General features: G+C 50.7%; 22 protein-coding genes and 3 pseudogenes. 20 read left to right on the forward strand and 5 right to left on the reverse strand.

Annotation, left to right across the window (positions count from 1 at the left end):
* Positions 1-16 precede the first annotated feature (16 nt).
* The gene (locus D8B20_RS18545; protein ID WP_145891068.1) at positions 17-838 is read right to left on the reverse strand and encodes an ABC transporter substrate-binding protein; all 822 of its coding nucleotides are present in this window, start codon (positions 836-838) and stop codon (positions 17-19) included.
* A 195-nt stretch (positions 839-1,033) separates the two neighbouring features.
* Between D8B20_RS18545 and D8B20_RS18550 the strand changes: the two genes are divergently transcribed.
* From D8B20_RS18550 to D8B20_RS21885, 3 genes are all read left to right on the forward strand, one after another.
* Entirely contained in the window at positions 1,034-2,101 is a 1,068-nt protein-coding gene (locus D8B20_RS18550; RefSeq protein WP_145891070.1) for a LacI family DNA-binding transcriptional regulator, read from the forward strand.
* A gap of 116 nt (positions 2,102-2,217) precedes the next feature.
* On the forward strand, positions 2,218-2,901 hold the full coding sequence (locus D8B20_RS18555) for a type 1 glutamine amidotransferase domain-containing protein (protein ID WP_145891072.1): 684 nt from the start codon (positions 2,218-2,220) through the stop codon (positions 2,899-2,901).
* 365 nt (positions 2,902-3,266) lie between these two features.
* Entirely contained in the window at positions 3,267-3,371 is a 105-nt protein-coding gene (locus D8B20_RS21885; protein WP_261388123.1) for a barstar family protein, read from the forward strand.
* A 240-nt stretch (positions 3,372-3,611) separates the two neighbouring features.
* Here D8B20_RS21885 and D8B20_RS18565 read toward each other — a convergent pair whose 3' ends face one another.
* The gene (locus D8B20_RS18565) at positions 3,612-3,707 is read right to left on the reverse strand and encodes a SymE family type I addiction module toxin (RefSeq protein WP_145891075.1); all 96 of its coding nucleotides are present in this window, start codon (positions 3,705-3,707) and stop codon (positions 3,612-3,614) included.
* Positions 3,708-3,898: 191 nt separating this feature from the next.
* On the opposite strand from D8B20_RS18565, the gene D8B20_RS18570 reads away from it, so the two are divergent.
* From D8B20_RS18570 to D8B20_RS21895, 13 genes and pseudogenes are all read left to right on the forward strand, one after another.
* Positions 3,899-4,159 carry a DUF6966 domain-containing protein gene (locus tag D8B20_RS18570; RefSeq protein WP_145891077.1) on the forward strand — a complete coding sequence of 87 codons (261 nt, stop codon included), beginning with the start codon at positions 3,899-3,901 and terminating at the stop codon, positions 4,157-4,159.
* Positions 4,160-4,230: 71 nt separating this feature from the next.
* Positions 4,231-4,530: a DUF6862 domain-containing protein gene (locus D8B20_RS18575; RefSeq protein WP_145891079.1), complete on the forward strand. Its 300-nt coding sequence runs from the start codon at positions 4,231-4,233 to the stop codon at positions 4,528-4,530.
* Positions 4,527-5,030 carry a contact-dependent growth inhibition system immunity protein gene (locus D8B20_RS18580; protein WP_145891081.1) on the forward strand — a complete coding sequence of 168 codons (504 nt, stop codon included), beginning with the start codon at positions 4,527-4,529 and terminating at the stop codon, positions 5,028-5,030. Before D8B20_RS18575 ends, D8B20_RS18580 begins: the two co-directional genes overlap by 4 nt.
* 143 nt (positions 5,031-5,173) lie before the next feature.
* Positions 5,174-6,013: pseudogene (xerC, locus tag D8B20_RS18585) on the forward strand (site-specific tyrosine recombinase XerC); the annotation flags it as partial.
* 53 nt (positions 6,014-6,066) lie between these two features.
* Positions 6,067-6,351: a damage-inducible protein J gene (locus D8B20_RS18590; protein ID WP_145891083.1), complete on the forward strand. Its 285-nt coding sequence runs from the start codon at positions 6,067-6,069 to the stop codon at positions 6,349-6,351.
* Complete coding sequence (locus tag D8B20_RS18595) at positions 6,348-6,656, forward strand: type II toxin-antitoxin system RelE/ParE family toxin (RefSeq protein WP_145891085.1); 309 nt, start codon at positions 6,348-6,350, stop codon at positions 6,654-6,656. Before D8B20_RS18590 ends, D8B20_RS18595 begins: the two co-directional genes overlap by 4 nt.
* Before the next feature lie 237 nt (positions 6,657-6,893).
* Positions 6,894-7,388 (forward strand): lytic transglycosylase, encoded by a 495-nt coding sequence (locus tag D8B20_RS18600; RefSeq protein ID WP_145891087.1) that lies wholly within the window; start codon positions 6,894-6,896, stop codon positions 7,386-7,388.
* 426 nt (positions 7,389-7,814) lie between these two features.
* Positions 7,815-8,108, forward strand: coding sequence for a hypothetical protein (locus tag D8B20_RS21970; RefSeq protein WP_315901193.1), 294 nt, complete (start codon positions 7,815-7,817; stop codon positions 8,106-8,108).
* Positions 8,108-8,317, forward strand: coding sequence for a hypothetical protein (locus D8B20_RS21975; RefSeq protein ID WP_315901195.1), 210 nt, complete (start codon positions 8,108-8,110; stop codon positions 8,315-8,317). Before D8B20_RS21970 ends, D8B20_RS21975 begins: the two co-directional genes overlap by 1 nt.
* A 44-nt stretch (positions 8,318-8,361) precedes the next feature.
* Complete coding sequence (locus D8B20_RS18610) at positions 8,362-8,583, forward strand: hypothetical protein (protein ID WP_261388117.1); 222 nt, start codon at positions 8,362-8,364, stop codon at positions 8,581-8,583.
* Positions 8,584-8,876: 293 nt separating this feature from the next.
* Positions 8,877-9,044 (forward strand): annotated as a pseudogene (locus D8B20_RS21890) (CPCC family cysteine-rich protein); the annotation flags it as partial.
* 286 nt (positions 9,045-9,330) lie between these two features.
* Positions 9,331-9,588 (forward strand): ParB N-terminal domain-containing protein, encoded by a 258-nt coding sequence (locus tag D8B20_RS18625; protein WP_145891091.1) that lies wholly within the window; start codon positions 9,331-9,333, stop codon positions 9,586-9,588.
* 24 nt (positions 9,589-9,612) lie between these two features.
* A complete protein-coding gene (locus tag D8B20_RS21895) occupies positions 9,613-9,939 on the forward strand; it encodes a zinc ABC transporter substrate-binding protein (RefSeq protein WP_145891093.1) in 327 nt (108 codons plus the stop codon).
* A gap of 43 nt (positions 9,940-9,982) precedes the next feature.
* Here D8B20_RS21895 and D8B20_RS18635 read toward each other — a convergent pair whose 3' ends face one another.
* Positions 9,983-10,156, reverse strand: a complete 174-nt coding sequence (locus D8B20_RS18635) for a SymE family type I addiction module toxin (RefSeq protein ID WP_145891095.1) — start codon at positions 10,154-10,156, stop codon at positions 9,983-9,985.
* A gap of 37 nt (positions 10,157-10,193) precedes the next feature.
* Here D8B20_RS18635 and D8B20_RS21900 point away from each other — a divergent pair, with 37 nt between their 5' ends.
* Entirely contained in the window at positions 10,194-10,805 is a 612-nt protein-coding gene (locus tag D8B20_RS21900; protein ID WP_261388118.1) for a hypothetical protein, read from the forward strand.
* A 345-nt stretch (positions 10,806-11,150) separates the two neighbouring features.
* Positions 11,151-12,288 (forward strand): annotated as a pseudogene (locus tag D8B20_RS18650) (DNA primase); the annotation flags it as partial.
* 130 nt (positions 12,289-12,418) lie between these two features.
* On the opposite strand, the gene D8B20_RS18655 reads toward D8B20_RS18650, so the two are convergent.
* Positions 12,419-13,539, reverse strand: a protein-coding gene (locus D8B20_RS18655; RefSeq protein WP_145886803.1) for an IS3 family transposase whose coding sequence is annotated in 2 segments (ribosomal slippage) — positions 12,419-13,281 and positions 13,281-13,539 — 1,122 coding nt in all. Because the reading frame shifts where the segments join, the coding sequence is not laid out codon by codon here.
* Between the two features lie 201 nt (positions 13,540-13,740).
* On the opposite strand from D8B20_RS18655, the gene imm45 reads away from it, so the two are divergent.
* Both imm45 and D8B20_RS18675 read left to right on the forward strand, forming a co-directional pair.
* Positions 13,741-14,052: an Imm45 family immunity protein gene (imm45, locus tag D8B20_RS18665; protein ID WP_145891099.1), complete on the forward strand. Its 312-nt coding sequence runs from the start codon at positions 13,741-13,743 to the stop codon at positions 14,050-14,052.
* An 881-nt stretch (positions 14,053-14,933) separates the two neighbouring features.
* Positions 14,934-15,626 carry an aspartate/glutamate racemase family protein gene (locus tag D8B20_RS18675; protein WP_145891103.1) on the forward strand — a complete coding sequence of 231 codons (693 nt, stop codon included), beginning with the start codon at positions 14,934-14,936 and terminating at the stop codon, positions 15,624-15,626.
* A gap of 260 nt (positions 15,627-15,886) precedes the next feature.
* On the opposite strand, the gene D8B20_RS18680 is transcribed toward D8B20_RS18675, so the two are convergent.
* On the reverse strand, positions 15,887-17,377 hold the full coding sequence (locus D8B20_RS18680; protein ID WP_261388119.1) for a sensor domain-containing diguanylate cyclase: 1,491 nt from the start codon (positions 17,375-17,377) through the stop codon (positions 15,887-15,889).
* Between the last annotated feature and the right edge of the window lie 44 nt (positions 17,378-17,421).

Consider the following 17,421-nt stretch of genomic DNA (forward strand, 5'->3'; position numbering starts at 1 on the left):
ACAGCGTGCGCGGACATTACGGATGATGCGGCAGATATTGCTCTGGCATCGGCGAGCCGGGGAACCACTTTTCATACAGCTGTTTCCAGGTGCCGTCCTGCATCGCCTCTTTGATGGCTTTATCCAGCGCCGCTTTAAAAGCCGGCTTGTTTTTGGCGATGGCGACGCCGGCCGGCGCATCAAACGACGGGATATTCGCCGCTGTCGCCAGTTTAAAGCGGGTGGCATAATCTTTCGCCGCTTCGTAATCAAGGAACATCGCATCCAGCGTACCGTTATTCAGCGCCGAAACGGCAGCGTTGTTATCCGGAAAACGCACCAGGTCGGTCTGCTTAAAATGCTGCAGCGCATAACTCTCCTGCAGCGTGCCCTGAATCACGCCCAGTCGTTTATGGGTCAGCGTCGCGACGTCTTTCACGCCGGAATCACTGCGGGTCAGCACCGTCAGATAGCCCGCCAGATAGCCGGTTGAGAAATCCACCGTCTTTTCGCGCGCCGGGGTAATGCCAATAGCGGCCACACCGGCATCGTACTGACCATTAGCCACGGCGGGCAGGATGGCGGAGAAATCCTGGCCGACAAAATCCACCTGATCGATGCCAATGCGGTGAGCCACATTTTTAAAAAACTCGACGTCGAAGCCGGTGAATTTGCCGCTTTTGTCGGTAAAGGTATAAGGTTTGGCATCGCCGAGACTGGCCACGCGCAGGTGTCCCGGTTCAATCAGCCCATATGGATTGTTATCACTTGCCGCCAGGGTGCTAAAACTGGCCGTGAGCATAACTGCGGTGCCAAACAGTGCGGCGGTCAGAGAGGTAAAACGTGTATGCGATGTCATAAGGCTCTTCCGTCTTTGCAGGTGAAACTTCAGAGTCCATTGAGCCGGTGAGTTAGAGTTGAGACCGGTCTCAATGAAGGTCAAAATGAAACCGGTGCTGGTTGTGAGACCGGTCTCAAATGGATATACTGATATTAAGCACACGCGTTCTGCAGCGTCAATTACGATGTTATCAACTTGTGATTCGAAATAATTATGACAACAAAAAAACAGCCATTACGGGGGCCGACAGTGGCCGATGTCGCGCGCGTGGCAGGGGTATCAAAAGCCCAGGCGGCCAGAGCGCTGGGCGGTTATGGCTCCGTGAGCGAGGATGTACTCGCCCGCGTAACGCAGGCGGCGGAGGCGCTGGGTTACCGACCGAATGAACTGGCGCGCAGCATGAATACCGGGCGTTCCAACACCATCGGCGTGATCGTCGGTGACATTGAAAACCCACACTTTGGCCTGGCGCTGCGTGGCATGGCGGATGTTGCCCGTCAGGCCGGGTTTCATCTGCTGCTGAGTAACAGTGATGAGACGGTGGAAGAGGAGCGGGAAGCCGTGCGCGTGATGCTGGCCAAGCGCGTGGATGGCATTATCGTCGCGCCCTGCAGTTCACTGGCGCAGGATAACGCCCATCTCAATCAGGTGCTGACCGAGGGCCGGGCGTTAATGACCTTTGACCGCGCCGTGGAAGGCCTGCCGGTTGAGACCATCCAGGCCAACTTTCTGCCGGTGGCCAAAGAGGCAACGCAACGGCTGCTGCGTGCCGGTCACGAACGTATCGCTTACATCTCCAGTATGCGTATCGCGGCTCCCTATACGCACGGCATGACGCTGGGGCCGACGCCAGTGGCGCAGCGCGTGCAGGGCATGATTGATGCACATAACGAAGCGGGCCGGACGCTGGACCCGGCGCTGGTTCGTCTGAATGCCATTAACGAAGCGCATATTGAGCAGATCCTCACCGCGCTGCTAACGCTAAAAGCCCCCCCCAGTGCGCTGATCGCTTCAGATAACCTGATTGCCATGGGCATGCTGCGCGGCCTGGCCCGGCGCGGCCTGCGTGTGCCGGACGATATCTCTTTTGTAATGTACGATGATTTTCCCTGGACAGAGCTGATGACGCCGCCGCTGACGGTGGTGGCGCAGCCGGTGTACGAGATGGGCCGTGAGGCGGCGCGGCGCCTGATTTGTCACATCCGCCAGCAGCCAGCCGGTGCGCTACCGGCGTTCGACAGCTGGATGGTGGTGCGCGGCTCCATCGGCCAGCGTAGCTGATTTCTCTCCTGCTAAGCGAAACGCCGCGCATTGTGTGCTCAACTGATGAGTTCGCTCCCCGAAGCCGCGTTCATGGGCTACGTTTAATACGGCCCAATAACATACGGAGGGGAACCATGAAGATTTTGTTAGTGCTGACGTCACACGATCGGTTAGGCGATACCGGACACAAAACCGGCTTCTGGCTGGAAGAGCTGGCTGCGCCGTATTACGCCTTTAAAGACGCGGGCGCCACATTGACGCTGGCCTCACCGAAAGGGGGTCAGCCACCGCTGGATCCCAAGAGCGATGCGCCAGATGCGCAGACGGAACAAACCCGGCGTTTTTCCCGGGACGAAGAAGCGAAAGCACAGCTGGCCGCGACTGTTCCGCTGGATCAGGTCTCTGCCGCGGACTATGACGCAGTATTTTATCCCGGTGGGCACGGCCCGCTGTGGGATCTGGCCGAAGATGCTCACTCCATTGCGCTGATTGAAGCCTTTATCGCCGCGCAAAAACCGGTTGCGCTGGTGTGTCATGCGCCAGGCGTGCTACGCCATGTTACCGCATCCTCAGGCCAGCCGCTGGTAGCGGGTAAAAGGGTCACCGGCTTTTCCAATAGCGAAGAGGAGGGCGTCGGTCTGACTAAAGTGGTGCCATTCCTGGTGGAAGATGAACTGATCGCCAAAGGCGGTGAATATTCAAAAGGGGAAGACTGGGGCTCTTATGTGGTGCAGGATGGCCTGCTGATTACCGGCCAGAACCCGGGCTCTTCAGCAGAAACCGCGCAGCGTTTGCTGAAACAGCTGGCGCAGCAATAACCCCGTGTTATCCGGTCCCGGTGCAAAACGGCGCGGGGCCGGTAATGACGTAAACGTTTCCTGCATCATCTCGCTTACAATTAGGTTTCTGGTGGGCAGACAGGAGATGATGTATTCCATGATACAACAAATTTGCTATCTTCAGCTCCAGGCCGGTATTGATATGAAGCTGAGATTGGATTAAATAATACCGTTTCAAGAGAAGAGCAAGCAGGTACACGCTTGTTGTATTCTAACGATGGATTACTGTAAATCACTACAGATCATTATGTAACGGCGACATCAACAGGAAAATGGAAATAATCTTGGGCATGTATGTGCCACAATGTCGCAATAGATGGTGATGAAGTGGATTTAAGAGTCCGATTTTAGCGAACGCTTTAGATTTTGGGGCATGTTACGGTAATAATACTGATGCCCTTTGGGACATGTTAAGTTCAGGGATGGCTTGCGATTTGTGTTTCCATTGAAAAAAAATCAGTCGTTTCCCGGAAAAAATCGGGATCTGCTTTTGATATTATCATTGAACTATTTGAGAAAAATAAAGATAGAGATCAGGGTAAAGGGCAGAAAAAAATTTCAATTTTTTCTTGAATGAATTGAACGGTGTTATTTAATGACGAACTCCTATATTGAGTGCGTTTAATTAAAAAACCTCGGTCCTTAACAGGCCGACATTTTTATCTGCTTGTCAGATCTTAAGCTCCGCCTCAATCACCAGCCGCGATAACGGGCTGTCCGGTGTTAAAGCCGAGATCTTCCATCCAGCGGCCCTTCAGTGTGAGTTGCGACGGGTTGCCCTTCATGCCGTTGGGGTTCTTTTGCTTCAGTTGCGCGGAGTTCTGACTTGGAATCGCGTCCAGCCAAAGTAACTACCTCGTTTTACAGGAGAGGTTGGTTCCCAAAATGGTTTATACGTTGGTGGAACTCAGCAGATTGTTATTCCAAAGGCGTGGGTGATTAAAGGTGCTGAATTTATTGAGATTAAGGCATTAAAATGACTATTGAGAAAACAACACTGGAGCGCATGGCTACTTTGTTAGAGCCAGGTGGTTATGCAGAATGGTCAGCCAGTATTTTTAGGCTGGCTAAAAAATACACAATTAATCCTGATGATACCAGGCACATGTTTCGAAATCTCTATGCCGGTATGGGATCTTTAAACGATCTCGTGCTGTATAGAAACGGACAGGTCTTGATGAGTGAAAATGATGAATTAGATCAGCTCAGAAATGACCTGTTCAAGCTTCTTTCCTAAATAACAAACTCGGCTATCGAGCCGGGATTTTCACTTTATGGGGCAGTTAAATGGGCTCAGGCGCCGGAGCGATGGCGAGTAAGAATGCGGTTGAGAATAATGCGTTACGATCCAAGGATGAGAAGCAACGACAGGATGCACAATGGTCGTTGCCGTATCTGAAAGGTGAGAGGAAGGCACAAGCAGAACAACTGGTAAGCGACTTGCAGAACAAAAGTGATGCGTTTGATGTTGCTCTGGACTCTGCGTGTAAGAATCTTTCTTCATCAGCCTGTAAGGGAATGCGTCAGGAATTGGCGGCGATGGGCCGCAGCTACGACGAGAAACTTGATGATCAGTACATCGGTACAATGGGAAGTGTCTATAGATGAAATTTAATAAAGAACAGGATTATTGGGCAACTTGTTATTGTACTAATGAGTTTTTACTCATTGAAACTCAATCAGGATTAGGAATAACTAGTGCAGATCCACTATTCCCTCCCCATTTACTACTACCTGAAGCTGACGACGAATGTGTCGGTGAAACTATATTACAGGCTTTATCCAATAGCCGGACACTGAATAATTTAGAGGATCGTGTTGCTTTTTTTGATCTTGAGAAAGGTAAGGAGAAGTATGCGTATTGGATAGCCATGTTGATGGATAAATACGGTTATAAAACCAAACGCGCTTTATTCAAATATATGAAACATTGCATTATTCATTGTGTGAATGGAGTTATCATCATACGGCCCACTCGCCATGAAAAACTGGAAGCATGGGGAAGTACAAAAGGAGATGGCATTGAAGATGTTATTCTTCCTGCAGACAGTTCCCCCGCAGAAATCGGTGCAGGCCTTCGCCATGCACTGAGTCGCTGCAAAGGTTAACCCGGATATCCCGCCTATCGTTGGCGGGATTTTTCTACCCTACGTTTTTACAATCAGACAAGATGTGTTTTTGGAGTACCGCCGTCCGTGACGGTACTCCAAAACGGCCAGGTCAGGGCTGCGCCCCGACACCTGATTCCATAGTACAGACCCATCACAGCTACCGCTTTTTCTGCTGGGCAACGGAACGGGGTATCGGCTATGCCGCAGAAGTGACCTGGCCAGTACTCGAAAGTTGCCAGCGTTATCTGTATCAGTACCGCAAGCCAAACGGTGAGCCGCTGACCAGCCGCACCCAGCGCACCACGCTCCAGCCGCTACAGGTGTGGTTCAGCTGATTGGCGAAACAGGGCATTTTCCTGGCAAACCCGGCGGCGGACCTTGAGCTGCCGCGACTGGAAAAACGCCTGCCGCGCACGATACTGAGCGTAGAGCAGGTAGAGGAGATCGTGACCCTGTGCGACTTGAGCACATTACAGGGCGTTACCTGAACTACTGTGGTCAACGGGAATAAGGCGTGGCGAGGTTGCCAACCTTGAGATCTACAGTGCGGACTTCAGCCGAAAAATCCTGACCATCGTGCAAGGCAAAGGCAAGGAAGACCGGGTGATCCCGGTGGGTGAGCGTGCGTTAGGATGGCTGAACCGTTATCTGCATCAGGTTCGCCCAAACATCCTGGCAGTTCAGACTGTCGGGCACTGTTCCTGGCGATGGATGGGCTGGCAGGGTTAACGGCGAACGGTATCACTCTGGCATTCGTGCCTTACCTGAGAGCGGCGGGAATAAAGAAGGGGGGTTGCCACCTGTTCCGCCATGCGATGGCGACGCAGATGCTGGAGAACGGCGCAGATCTGAGATGGATCCAGGCGATGCTGGGGCATAGAAGCGTGGAAAGTACGCAGATGAGTATAAAAGCGCTTCAGGCGCTGCATGGGAGTACGCATCCGTCGGAGCAGCGGGAAGAAGAAAAGCCTGACAGGTAAAAAAATAAAGGTCATAATGACACCACAAACGACACCACAGAAAGGCGTGTAAGATGAGCACAATCCACTTCAGAATAGATGATGAAACGAAGCGCCTGGCGATGCAGGCAGCAGAACGTCAGAAAATGAGTCTGACTGAACTTATGCGCCAGCGAGCCGAAGAACTTGCAGAAGAAGAACGGCAGTATCAGGATAGTGAGCACGATGTCTGGCTGGAACAGCAGATAACGCAGGCGTTCAGTCGCTATGATGCAAGTGAAAGCCAGTTCATCAGCGATGATGAAATGAACAGCCACATGGATGAACTGAAAGCGCAGGCAGCGCGAGGTAAGCTGTGACACCAGACGTTCAGTGGGAGATCCAGGCAAAGGCAGACAGAGAAGCGATCTTCCGTTATCTGTATCAGGAAGCCGGGGTGTCGGTAGCCAGCATGGCAGATGACAGGCTTGTCAGCATGGTTAATATCCTCAGGGAAAACCCGCAGGCAGGCGTCAAGGCCGGAAAAACTGCGAAACAGCGTAAGCTGGTTGTCCCCCGCTTCCCGTTCATCATTATCTATGTTGCAGAAGAAACCGTGGTTCGTATCCTGCGTGTGCTGCATACATCCCGCAAAATAGCAGGCCGTTACAACAGAACCTTCTGAATGCGAAGCTCGCCGCGCGCCTGCAAAGCTCTTCTTCGCCGCGTTGTGCGGCTCGTATCGCATATTAGATCGTACTAATCAACTTTCTTAAGAAATGAAGAGGTTAGGTGGTAAAAAATTACAGAGTCCAAATATTCTGAAAATCCCCCCGAAAATTAAGCCAATTCCACAATCTGTTCTTGACTCAGCTAAGCAAGCTAACGTGATAATTCGTGATACTAACGGAAAGGTATATAAATGAGGCATAAGATTTTTTATTGCAAAAAATGGTCTGTTGGTTACAAAGAACCAATAACCCCATTGACTGAAAATGAGGCCAGGAAGCTACATTCTCGCGGCCTTCCATATACAGTGCTTATTGATTCAGATAAAGAGCCAACGTGTTTTTTAGAAGTGATAAAAAACAAAAAAATGGTAGGGGTTGGCTTCTTGGATGAGCAGCAAAAAGAGTATCTAATGTATCAGTTTCAATTGTTAGAAAGTGGAGGTCTTTTTCTATCAATGGCTGTTTATCGAGAGTTTGCTGAACACGAAGGCGAAGGTGCAGGTATATTAAATGTGTCGCATGGTACTACATATATCTTTAAAGAAGATGGTAGTGCTGTGGTAAGGGAAGAACAGTTTAACCCCTATAAACTAGAAGAGAGTCAAACAACAGTCGATGTGACAGGGAATTATGATATATTCCCTGAGTTTGGGGAGTATGATTCTTTGATCCGAAAGGAACGATAAGTAATATACATCTTTAAAATAGCCTCTGGTTATTATAGAGGCTTTTTTATTGCCGCCTTTTTAGCTGTAAATACTGAATCCACCCCGGCAGGCTATTTTACGATAGCTTGCTTCTCACCTCAAAATCTCCACACCCCACGCAAAATAGACATTTTTCTGATTAGTTTTTAAAATCAGTGTGTTAGGTTTTTTGAATTGCAAAGTAAAATTTTTTAATGTGTCAATCAGAGTCGTCTGCGACTCTGTGACGACTCGCCAGTGACTCGCCGTAGAGTCACACATGACTATCTTTCTAAAAATCATAAGGTTAAATATTACTGAGTCGTCAGGAGAGTCGTGTATTTTAAAGTGATGACTCCCGCATGACTCGCGGAGGGAGTCGCCGGACGACTCCCCGAAACTGAATGTTCAGCAAGTCTGATAGGCGTGGAGAATAACTCGCTGAACGGTGATGCAGCGCGTGAAACCGTTAAACAAGCCGCTGAATCCCTGAAAAATCAGCTCAGGGATAAACCTGGCGAGGGTACAACATCTTCTATTGCGATCGGTATTATTAATGCTCTTGCTGATACCGGCGATGCGGCATTAGGTGGGGCGGATTACATTGTTGATGGTGCTATGGCATTGGCGGCCTGTGCAACGGGAGACATTTACTGCGATAAAGCGCCAAATGGCTTGCCAGGTAAGAACCAAGCAGCGGCAGTACTGTTATTGCGTTGATGAAGAGTGATACTTGGACAGCGGTTGCTGAGCAGATGAAAGAAGCCGCTCAAGGTAACCAGCTTGCATTGGAGGCAACGGGCGGAATGCTGGCAGGTATGTTCCTGCCAGGAAAGAAAATGCCCGATGCTCTTGCCACACAGACGATATCTAATTCTGTAGTTGATGCAAAAAAATTTGAGGTAGGTTGTGCAGACCCCGCCTCATAGCGGCAGCCGAAAACGAACGCTATAAGCAGGAAAACTGCTCCGGAATGAGCGCTGAAGCCTGCTCGGTGCAGATGTACACGGAACGGCGTGAAGCGTTGAAAGACACGGTATCAACGGCTGCTGACTTTGTGCCTGTAGTGGGTACTATAAAAAGTGCAGCGGAGGCACAGTCAGCGCTGGATTATCTCAACGTGGCCGCTTCTCTGATACCGGGCGAGCGTATTGCCTCGGGCGTGTTTAAAAGCAGCAGAGGATGCGTTGGCTAAGGGTGATCTCGCTGAAGCGTCTAAACTAAGAAAAAAGAACCTGTTTCAAATGCTTATGATCACTGGGACAAAGATAAAAAGGAATTCCCTCAATATCAGAACTCCAGGCAGTAGGTAGAAGCAGCACATTCTTTTGTAACTAAACCTCCTTCTGATACGTTGATAAAAACTCGCCCTAACGGAGACACTTTATATTACAATCCTGCAACAAATACGTTTGCGTCTAAAGATGCCAGCGGTGTTCCAGGAACAATGTTTAAGCCGGAAAAAGGTATGGAGTACTGGAGCAAACAATGACGGAAAATGAACTTTACCCTTGCCCTTGTTGTGGTAATAAGACAATCGGGGAATTAGGCAGTTACGAGATCTGCCCGATCTGTGAATGGGAAGATGATCCTGTTCAGTCTGAAGATCCTGATTTTGCAGGTGGGGCTAATAGACCTGGTTTAAATGATGCTAAGTTACTTTTTTCAAAACCAGATGATGAATCCCGGCCAACTGGCCGGTATTTTTGCTTTTACGCTTTGAAAACATCCAGTTCCCGCCGCTGCAACCGGAGCATACCGGGCGCAGCGGTGACTTCCAGAGGCTCCAACGATCGAGCGAATTGATGAGGCTGGAAAAACAGACCAGTTCCATTTGATAGTTTTGATGGTAATGTTGTGATCGATAGGAAAATATCAGTTGTAACAACAAAAAGCTAAAAATCAGGCGTTAAGGCAGTATTAAGCTTTGAGGAATAATGGGATGACTGAACGTTGGGAAGTGCCAAATCAAGTCAAGGCTAATTATAGATTTAATGCTCCTGAAGGCCGTATCGCTGGATGTAAACATAGTAAGGCAAATCATTATATATCGGAAGGTAACCATCGGATGGTAGCCGCTCAGGAAATATATAAAAAGACAGGAGATAAATCTTACATAGACAAATTATTGCAAAACGGATCATGGACTCAGACAAAGAATGCTCCAGTAGGAGCTAAACCTATGCCGACAAGGAATTGATGATCTTATGGGGGATTTATTCCTATGAAAAAGAATGAGATATATGTAAAAATGCTATCTCTTGCTCTGCCTTACATTAGAAATATCCAGTCATTGGGTAAGAAAGACAAGGGGCGAGATATATCATGCTATTTTGAAGCTGAGTTAGTGCATAACCTTATGCATACGCTGCTTACCTCAGACTTTAGTGAGCATGATTTATGTTTTTTAAATAACCAGGCTAAATATTATTTTGAGAAATGTAACGCGGACATATCGCCTAATTATAATCAGCACATAGAATATATTAAGTCATTGTTTAAAATGGCACCCGATAGTTTAAGAGCCAGGCTGTTATGGCAAGGGCCTTAATAAATATCCCGGCTAATATGAGCCGGGATATTTTATCCGTTACTCAACAGGTCGTATTATCAGCTGTCCGCCCTCCGCCCTCAACGGTGACGGTAACCGGCGTATCGGTCGCAAACCCCGCCTCTTCCAGCCAGTTACCCTTGAGGTTAAGGCTGGGACAGCGGCTGTAATAGGTAGTTGAGAATAATGCGCTGAGTGGCCTGGATAGTTTTGGCACTGGCTTCTGGAATAATGTTCAGGCTCAGGGTTCGCTGGTGTATAATACCAACCTCACTGATGAGAATGGCAAAGTGCTGAACCCGGCAACGCCAGAGCAAATTAAGTATGCTTCTGACAAGCTGGTGACGAGTGAATTACCTGCCGGACAGAATGCGGCAACCGGCTTATTAACGGCGTGGGGTGCAGGCATGACTACAGTTGTGGCTCCTGTTCTTTTGCCAGCCACAGCGGGAAGTGTTGTCGGTGCAGGTGCAATCGGTGGTTCGGCTAATGTATTTAATCAGCTGAACAGCGGGGGACCATTCAGTGCCACAGATGCGCTTATAGCCACAGGGATCAGTGGATTAACTCAGGGTAAAGGGTTCTGGTTTACTGAAGTAGCAAGTGTTACTGGTGCCTATGCAGGAGCTAAATTGCAGGGGAAAGATGCTGTAGCGCCGATGATCGGAGCAGGTTTAGGAACCCCTGGAGGCGCAACGATAGGTAAAGGAGTTGAGAAACTGCAAGCCACAATTCCTCAATTTACAATGCCTAAAATAACAGGAGCAGTAGCTGAATCTGCTGGTTCTGAATATCCTGGAAATTTCGCACAGAATCTGGCCGAAAAATTTCAGCAGAAATTGGAGAAAAAGAGTGATGCAGAATAAGAAAATTAAACTATTATTATTATTGGTCACTTCATGGACAGTTGGCCTTTTCATTATTCTTGTGGGTGGTCGATTACTTTTATCTCTGGCATCCTATTATTTAGTTGGTGATTTTGATTTTGATCGAAATGACTTAATCAGAGGGACCGAAATATCAATCGGAAACGGGATTATTATTGGCGTGGGGCAATGTCTTATGTCGAAAGAGAAACCGGCCTCGTCTTTAAATCCCAAGTGACATACGCAAATCCCGGCTCTGTTGGCCGGGATATTTTTACCTGTCTATCACTCCTCAGCCAGCCGGATGATCAACTCCCCCTGCTCACACAGTACCTCAACCTTCCTAAAATCCTGGCGATAGCAGAGGAGGAGGGCGTCAGGCAGGCAGCTTATGCGCTGAAGCTGTTGCAGTCGGACGGGGAACTGAAAATCGCCAGTACGGGAAAGGATCAAGCCAGCGGCGAGCTGGTGACGCGGGAGTTCGCGTTCAAGGGGCGGTGATGTTGATGCTAACCACCACGGCCAGCGATGTGGACGAAGAGCTGCTGAATCGCTGTCTGGTGCTGACGGTGAACGAATCCAGGGCGCAGACCGAGGCGATACATGCGATGCAGCGGCGGGCACAGACACTGGAAGGGCTGCTGCAGTCGAATGACAGAGGATACTTTACGAAGTTGCACCAGAACGCACAGCGGCTGTTACGGCCGTAAAGGTGGTCAATCCTTACGCAGAGCAGCTTACCTTCCTGAGTGACAAAACACGCACCCGGCGAGACCATATGAAGTACCTGACGTTGATACAAAGTGTCGCTCTGCTGTACCAGTATCAGCGTGAGGTGAAGCGGGTTGAGCATCGCGGGCAGTGGCTGGAGTATATCGAGGTGGTGCCGTCGGATATCGCACTGGCGAACCGGCTGGCACATGAGGTGCTGGGGCGGACGCTGGACGAGATGCCGCCACAGACGCGAAAGTTATTACTGCTGATAAAAGAAATGGTGCAGGAAATGGCCGAGCAGCAGCACTGCCAGCCGTCAGAGGTACGGTTCACCCGGCGTGATATCCTTGCACGGACGAACTGGAGTGATAACCAGCTTAAGGTGCACTGTATGCGACTGACTGAGCTGGAATATCTGCTGTTACATGGCGGTAGCCGGGGCCACCTGCTGCGTTATGAGCTGCTGTGGGACGGTGGTAGCGGCGAGGAAAACCACCTGTGCGGGCTGCTGAATGTAGAGGATGGCGAAGGTAGCCACCGCAAGTTGGATGATACGCAGAGCCAGTTGCCCCCAGGTTGCGGTCATGTTGGTGCTAAGTTGGAGGATGAAAAACCGGCCTCAGCGCAGGCGGCACAAGGCCCAAAGACGAAAGCGGTTGGAGTAAGCGGAAGCGCAGTAATAAGCGCAAAAAATAAAGTGCCCTTAAAACGCGCAGGCAACGCTGCATGTAAGCGTTCCAAAAGTAGCTATTATAAAAGAAACAGTTAACAAGGTTGTCGTTGAACAAGGTATGGTGAAAGATAATAAGCTGACCAAACTAAATAATCGAGATGTCTATCGAGGAGCAGATGGCAATTTATATGCACTTGTGACCTGCCCCCAGGATTAGATACAACCTTCAGTTAGTAATGTCGGTTGGTTTTTCTTCATATTTCCCGTCTCGCCAGCCTGCTGCAAATTCAGCTGGCGTCTGGTAATCCAGAGATGAATGTGGTCGACACTCGTTATAATCCTGCCGCCAGTCATTAATGATTTCCCGGGCATGAAGAATATCGCTGAACCAGTGTTCATTCAGACATTCATCCCGGAAGCGGCCATTGAAGCTCTCAATAAATCCGTTCTGCGTTGGCTTGCCTGGCTGGATTAAGCGCAACTCAACACCATGTTCAAAGGCCCATTGATCCAGCGCACGGCAGGTAAACTCCGGACCCTGATCAGTTCTTATCGTTGCAGGATAGCCACGAAACAGCGCAATGCTGTCCAGAATGCGTGTCACCTGAACGCCTGTAATCCCGAATGCCGTGGTGATCGTCAGACACTCCTTCGTGAAATCATCCACGCAGGTCAGACACTTAACCCGGCGGCCGCTGGCAAGAGCATCCATGACAAAATCCATTGACCATGTCAGGTTCGGCGCATCCGGACGAAGAAGCGGAAGCCGCTCAGTCGCCAGCCCCTTGCGGCGTCGCCTGCGCTTTACACCCAGGCCGTTGAGATGATAGATGCGGTATACCCGCTTGTGGTTGACGTGAAGGCCTTCCCGGCGCAGTAACTGCCAGATGCGCCGGTAGCCAAAGCGGCGGCGTTCAAGTGCCAGCTCTGTAATGCGTAGGGACAGCAACGCGTCAGCAGCCGGACGCTGAGCCGAATAACGGCAGGTCGACAGGGGCAAGCCTGCCAGCCTGCAGGCACGACGTTGCGACAGACCTGCGGCCTCACACATGACTTCCACGGCTTCCCGCTTCTGGTCTGTCGTCAGAACTTTCGGCCCAGAGCCACCTGAAGCGCCTCCTTATCCAGCATGGCTTCAGCGAGCAGCTTCTTGAGGCGGGCATTCTCCTCTTCAAGCGACTTGAGCCGCTTCACTTCGGGGACTTCCATGCCGCCAAACTTCTTGCGCCAGGTGTAGAAGGTGGCGTCTGAAATAGCATGCTTGCGGCAGAGTTCCCGGGCCGAAACCCCGGCTTCTGCCTCGCGGAGAATACTGATGATCTGTTCGTCGGAAAATCGCTTCTTCATGGGGACGTCCTCATGTGACTTATGAAGACATTACTAACATCACGGTGTATTAATCAACGGGGAGCAGGTCACTTGATACCCAGCATGGCCGATTTGAAGCTGTGAGCCCGAAAGTAAGCATTTGGGCGAAGTTGATTTCTCTATGCAAAAAATTCCTAACAGTGTAGATAAATCAGGTGGTCATGATTTGAAGGTGAAATAATGAAACTTATTGATTATAAAAATAAATCTATCAAGCGAGGAACTATCTTTAGGTTACCTGCTGTTTGGCCATATGAAGAATGGGTTGATTTTATGGTCATAGATTTATTTGAAACTCATGGCATAGTTGTATGTTCTGGTCACAAAGCTGGCCTGATTTTAATAACTTTACCAATCGAAAGCGCGTCAATTGAAGGTAGAGCATTAAGTACAGAATGGGTTATTACCAACTGGGTTAAATGGATATATCCGGACTGTAAGGTTGAAGATGTTTATATCCTTGATGGATATATAGCAACTCCTATTGAATGAACAAAGATCCCGGCTCAAGCGTGCTGGGATGTTTTTACCTGTCGTTCAGCCAGCGGCCGTATGACCAGTTGTCCGTGCTCGATGGTTTTTGTGGCAGATGTATCCGTCCCGAAGACTACAGCGGTTATTGCGGTGGCTCTTTGATACCATTGGGTAAAATGGCATAATGAGCTGAAAAAGCGCCTCAGGGAAAAATTAACAGGCGTATCAGTTGTAAATCTCAATTATTTCAGATATTTGTCATTCAAGCTTATGGATGGAAGCGACTGTACCATATCGCGGTGATATCGGTACGAAATTCATGACGGATGCTGGTATAGCCGACATATAAGCCGTGAACAATTAATGAATCGAAAAGTGTTCACGGGATTTTTTATCTGCCAATCACTCTTCAGCCAGCAGGATACTCAACTGACCCGCCTCCGGGAACATTTTGATCCTCTGACCGGTATTGAACCCAAAATCCGCTGCCCAGTGGCTTTTCGACGTAAATGAAAAGGTGAGAGGGTGAAAAGTCATTTAAGATAATTATTTAACATAATCATGATTATGCGCACTTAAGGCAGACTCCAATCTTAGGCCCGCAGCCAGGAAATTGTTAAGAAGAAAGATACCTAAACCTGGCTTTATCAGCGACTTTCTTCTTAACCTCGTTCGCGATAAGTTTACCCATCCAGCTGAGGAAAAGACGTTTTGCAAATTCAGGCGCTTTTAGCAGACTGAGGCAGCTTCGGCTACGCCACGGGTTTGCCGGCAACACGTACCGGCATTGGCTATGCGGTATAGCTCTGACAGCTTACGCAGCCGGTTTGCTGTCGTTTTATGGCATCCGCAATGTGCGCGTTGCTGACTCCGTTCACCTTTGACCGCGAAGAAACCAGATGAAAACCATCGGCATACTGGGTGGCATGTCCGCCGCCTCAACGCAAATTTATTACCGGCAGCTGTGTGAACGAGTGCGCCAGCGCCTCGGTGGACTGCATTCCCCGGAGTTACTTATCCGTTCGCTCAATTTCAGCCGTATTGAGCAGTTACAGGCCAGCGGTCAGTGGGACCAGGCAGGTGCAATCCTGAACGCCGAAGCACTGGCACTGGAGCGCGGCGGCGCAGATTTTATCATTCTGGCGACCAACACCATGCACAAACTGGCCGATCAGATGATGGTCAACGTCACTATCCCGTTACTGCATATTGCTGATGCCACTGCCAGCCGCGTGGTTAAACAGGGTCTTAAAACGCCCGGTTTACTGGCCACCGCGTTTACCATGGAACAGCCCTTCTATCTTGATCGTCTCAAAGCCGCTGCGCTGCAGCCGCGGGTGCCTGAAGCTGCGGACCGGGCCGATGTGCATCGCATCATTTACGAAGAGCTGTGCAAAGAAAACGTGGTGCCAGCCAGCCGCGCGCTTTACGTTGAAATTGCGCAGCGCTTAATCGATGCCGGTGCGGATTGCATCATACTCGGCTGTACCGAAGTGGGCATGCTGCTCAATCAGGATAACGTCAGCGTGCCGGTGTTCGATACCACACTGATTCACTGTGAAGCGGCGATCGACATGGCGTTACGTCCCTGACCGCTTCATAAACGCCCGGCGCGGCGGGCACGTGATTTCCAGCGCAGGCAGTGCGTTCCCGTTATATCTGGACAATCCGCACAGCCCAGCGCGAAGCAGTTAAGCAACGCCCGATTTATCAACAGCATACAGTAAGGCGCTACGGTGCGGCTCCGTATGCTGCCGGGCAGAGGCTGGCGGTTGTCTCGCCTGTCTTCTGCGAATCGCCGGCCGCGCTGCAGCAGAGCGGCAAAGACGGAGGCGCGTGACTGTCCACCGCCTCAGCCCTGGCCATAAGCCCGATCGCGCCCGCTGCGCTTCGCCATATAGAGCGCCTGATCAGCCTCGCGTTTGAGCTGTTCCGCCTCGGCCGCGTTACCGTGGGAAAGCAGCGCAAAATAACCGGCGCTGACCGTCACCAGGCCGGATGCCAGTTCTGTACTTTCGTGCGCAATCCCCCGCTCTCTCACCGCGCCCACCGCCTGTTCAGCCACAATTTTTGCTTCCGCAAAGTCGGTATTTGGCAGGATGATGGCAAACTCCTCGCCACCGTAACGCGCCACCACGTCACCGTGATATTGCACGCAGCTTTTCAGCGCTTTCGCCACATCCTGCAGACATTCGTCGCCCGCCACATGGCCGTAAGTGTCGTTGTAACGTTTGAAATAGTCGATATCGACCATGACCAGCGCAAGGGGATCGCCTGTTTTCTGCGATTTCATCAACGCCTGATCCAGCAGCGCGTCAAACTGCCGCCGGTTAGCCAGCCCGGTAAGCCCGTCGACCAGCGCCAGGGATTGCAGGGTGTGATTGATACTGGTGAGTTCATCGCGCACAAACGTCAGTTCTACCTGGTTGCGGACATTGGTGCCAACCTGACGGAACACCACAATGCCCATGCCGGCAATCGCAATCAGCAGCAGCAGATTTAGCAGCACATTGACCAGATTGCTCTTCATCCACGCATCGCGGATCGTCGCCAGATCGTATCCGGCTGTCACAATCAGCGGATAGCGCTCCAGCCGCGCATAACCGAAGACCCGCTGCACGCCATCCAGCGAGGAACGCCATATCGCATTGCCGCTGGAGGCGGCCTTCAGCTCGGTTTTAAACAGCGGGCTCGACGAGAGCACCCTGCCGATGACATTGTCAGGGAAAGGGCGAATATAAAGCGCGGAGGCGTCCGCCAGAATCAGCCCAAGCGTGTCTTTGGCGCCCAGCGCATAATAACCGTAATGCTGGCGGAAATAGTCCACCCGCACCGTGGCCAGCGCCACGCCGGCGAAGTTGCCCTTCTCATCGTTCAGGCGTACCGATACCGGAATCACCAGATCGCCTGTTGAGCGGCTGCGTATGACGCGGCTGATCAACAGGCTGGTGTCATTGTGGTGAAGATGCCACTGAAAATAGTCCCGGTCCGCGTTGCTGGCGTTAGTGGGAATAAAATTGCCCGATGAGGCAATCCAGTGGCCTTCGGTGTCGTACACAAACAGGCCATGCAGCTGCGGCAGTTTGCTCTGCTGCTCTTTCAGCTGGCGCAGAAATTCCGGCGTGGCCGCGTAAGCATTGCCGCGCTGCCGCAGCTGCCTGACAGCGTCCGCCAGCGTGATATCCACCTGCAGAAAGGCATCTTCGGCCTGGCGCGCCAGCGAAATCGACAGGTTGCGCGCATCATCTTTCCTTTCACTCATGGTCTGCTGCCAGCCGTTCCACAGCGACCACGCATTGATCGCCACCACGAACAAACTGGTGAGCACGATGAACAGCGCCATGCTCCGGCCGAGCGACGTTTTCAGCAAAGATGAGTCAGAGGTGC

Source organism: Candidatus Pantoea soli, from assembly GCF_007833795.1.
Classification (GTDB): domain Bacteria; phylum Pseudomonadota; class Gammaproteobacteria; order Enterobacterales; family Enterobacteriaceae; genus Pantoea; species Pantoea soli.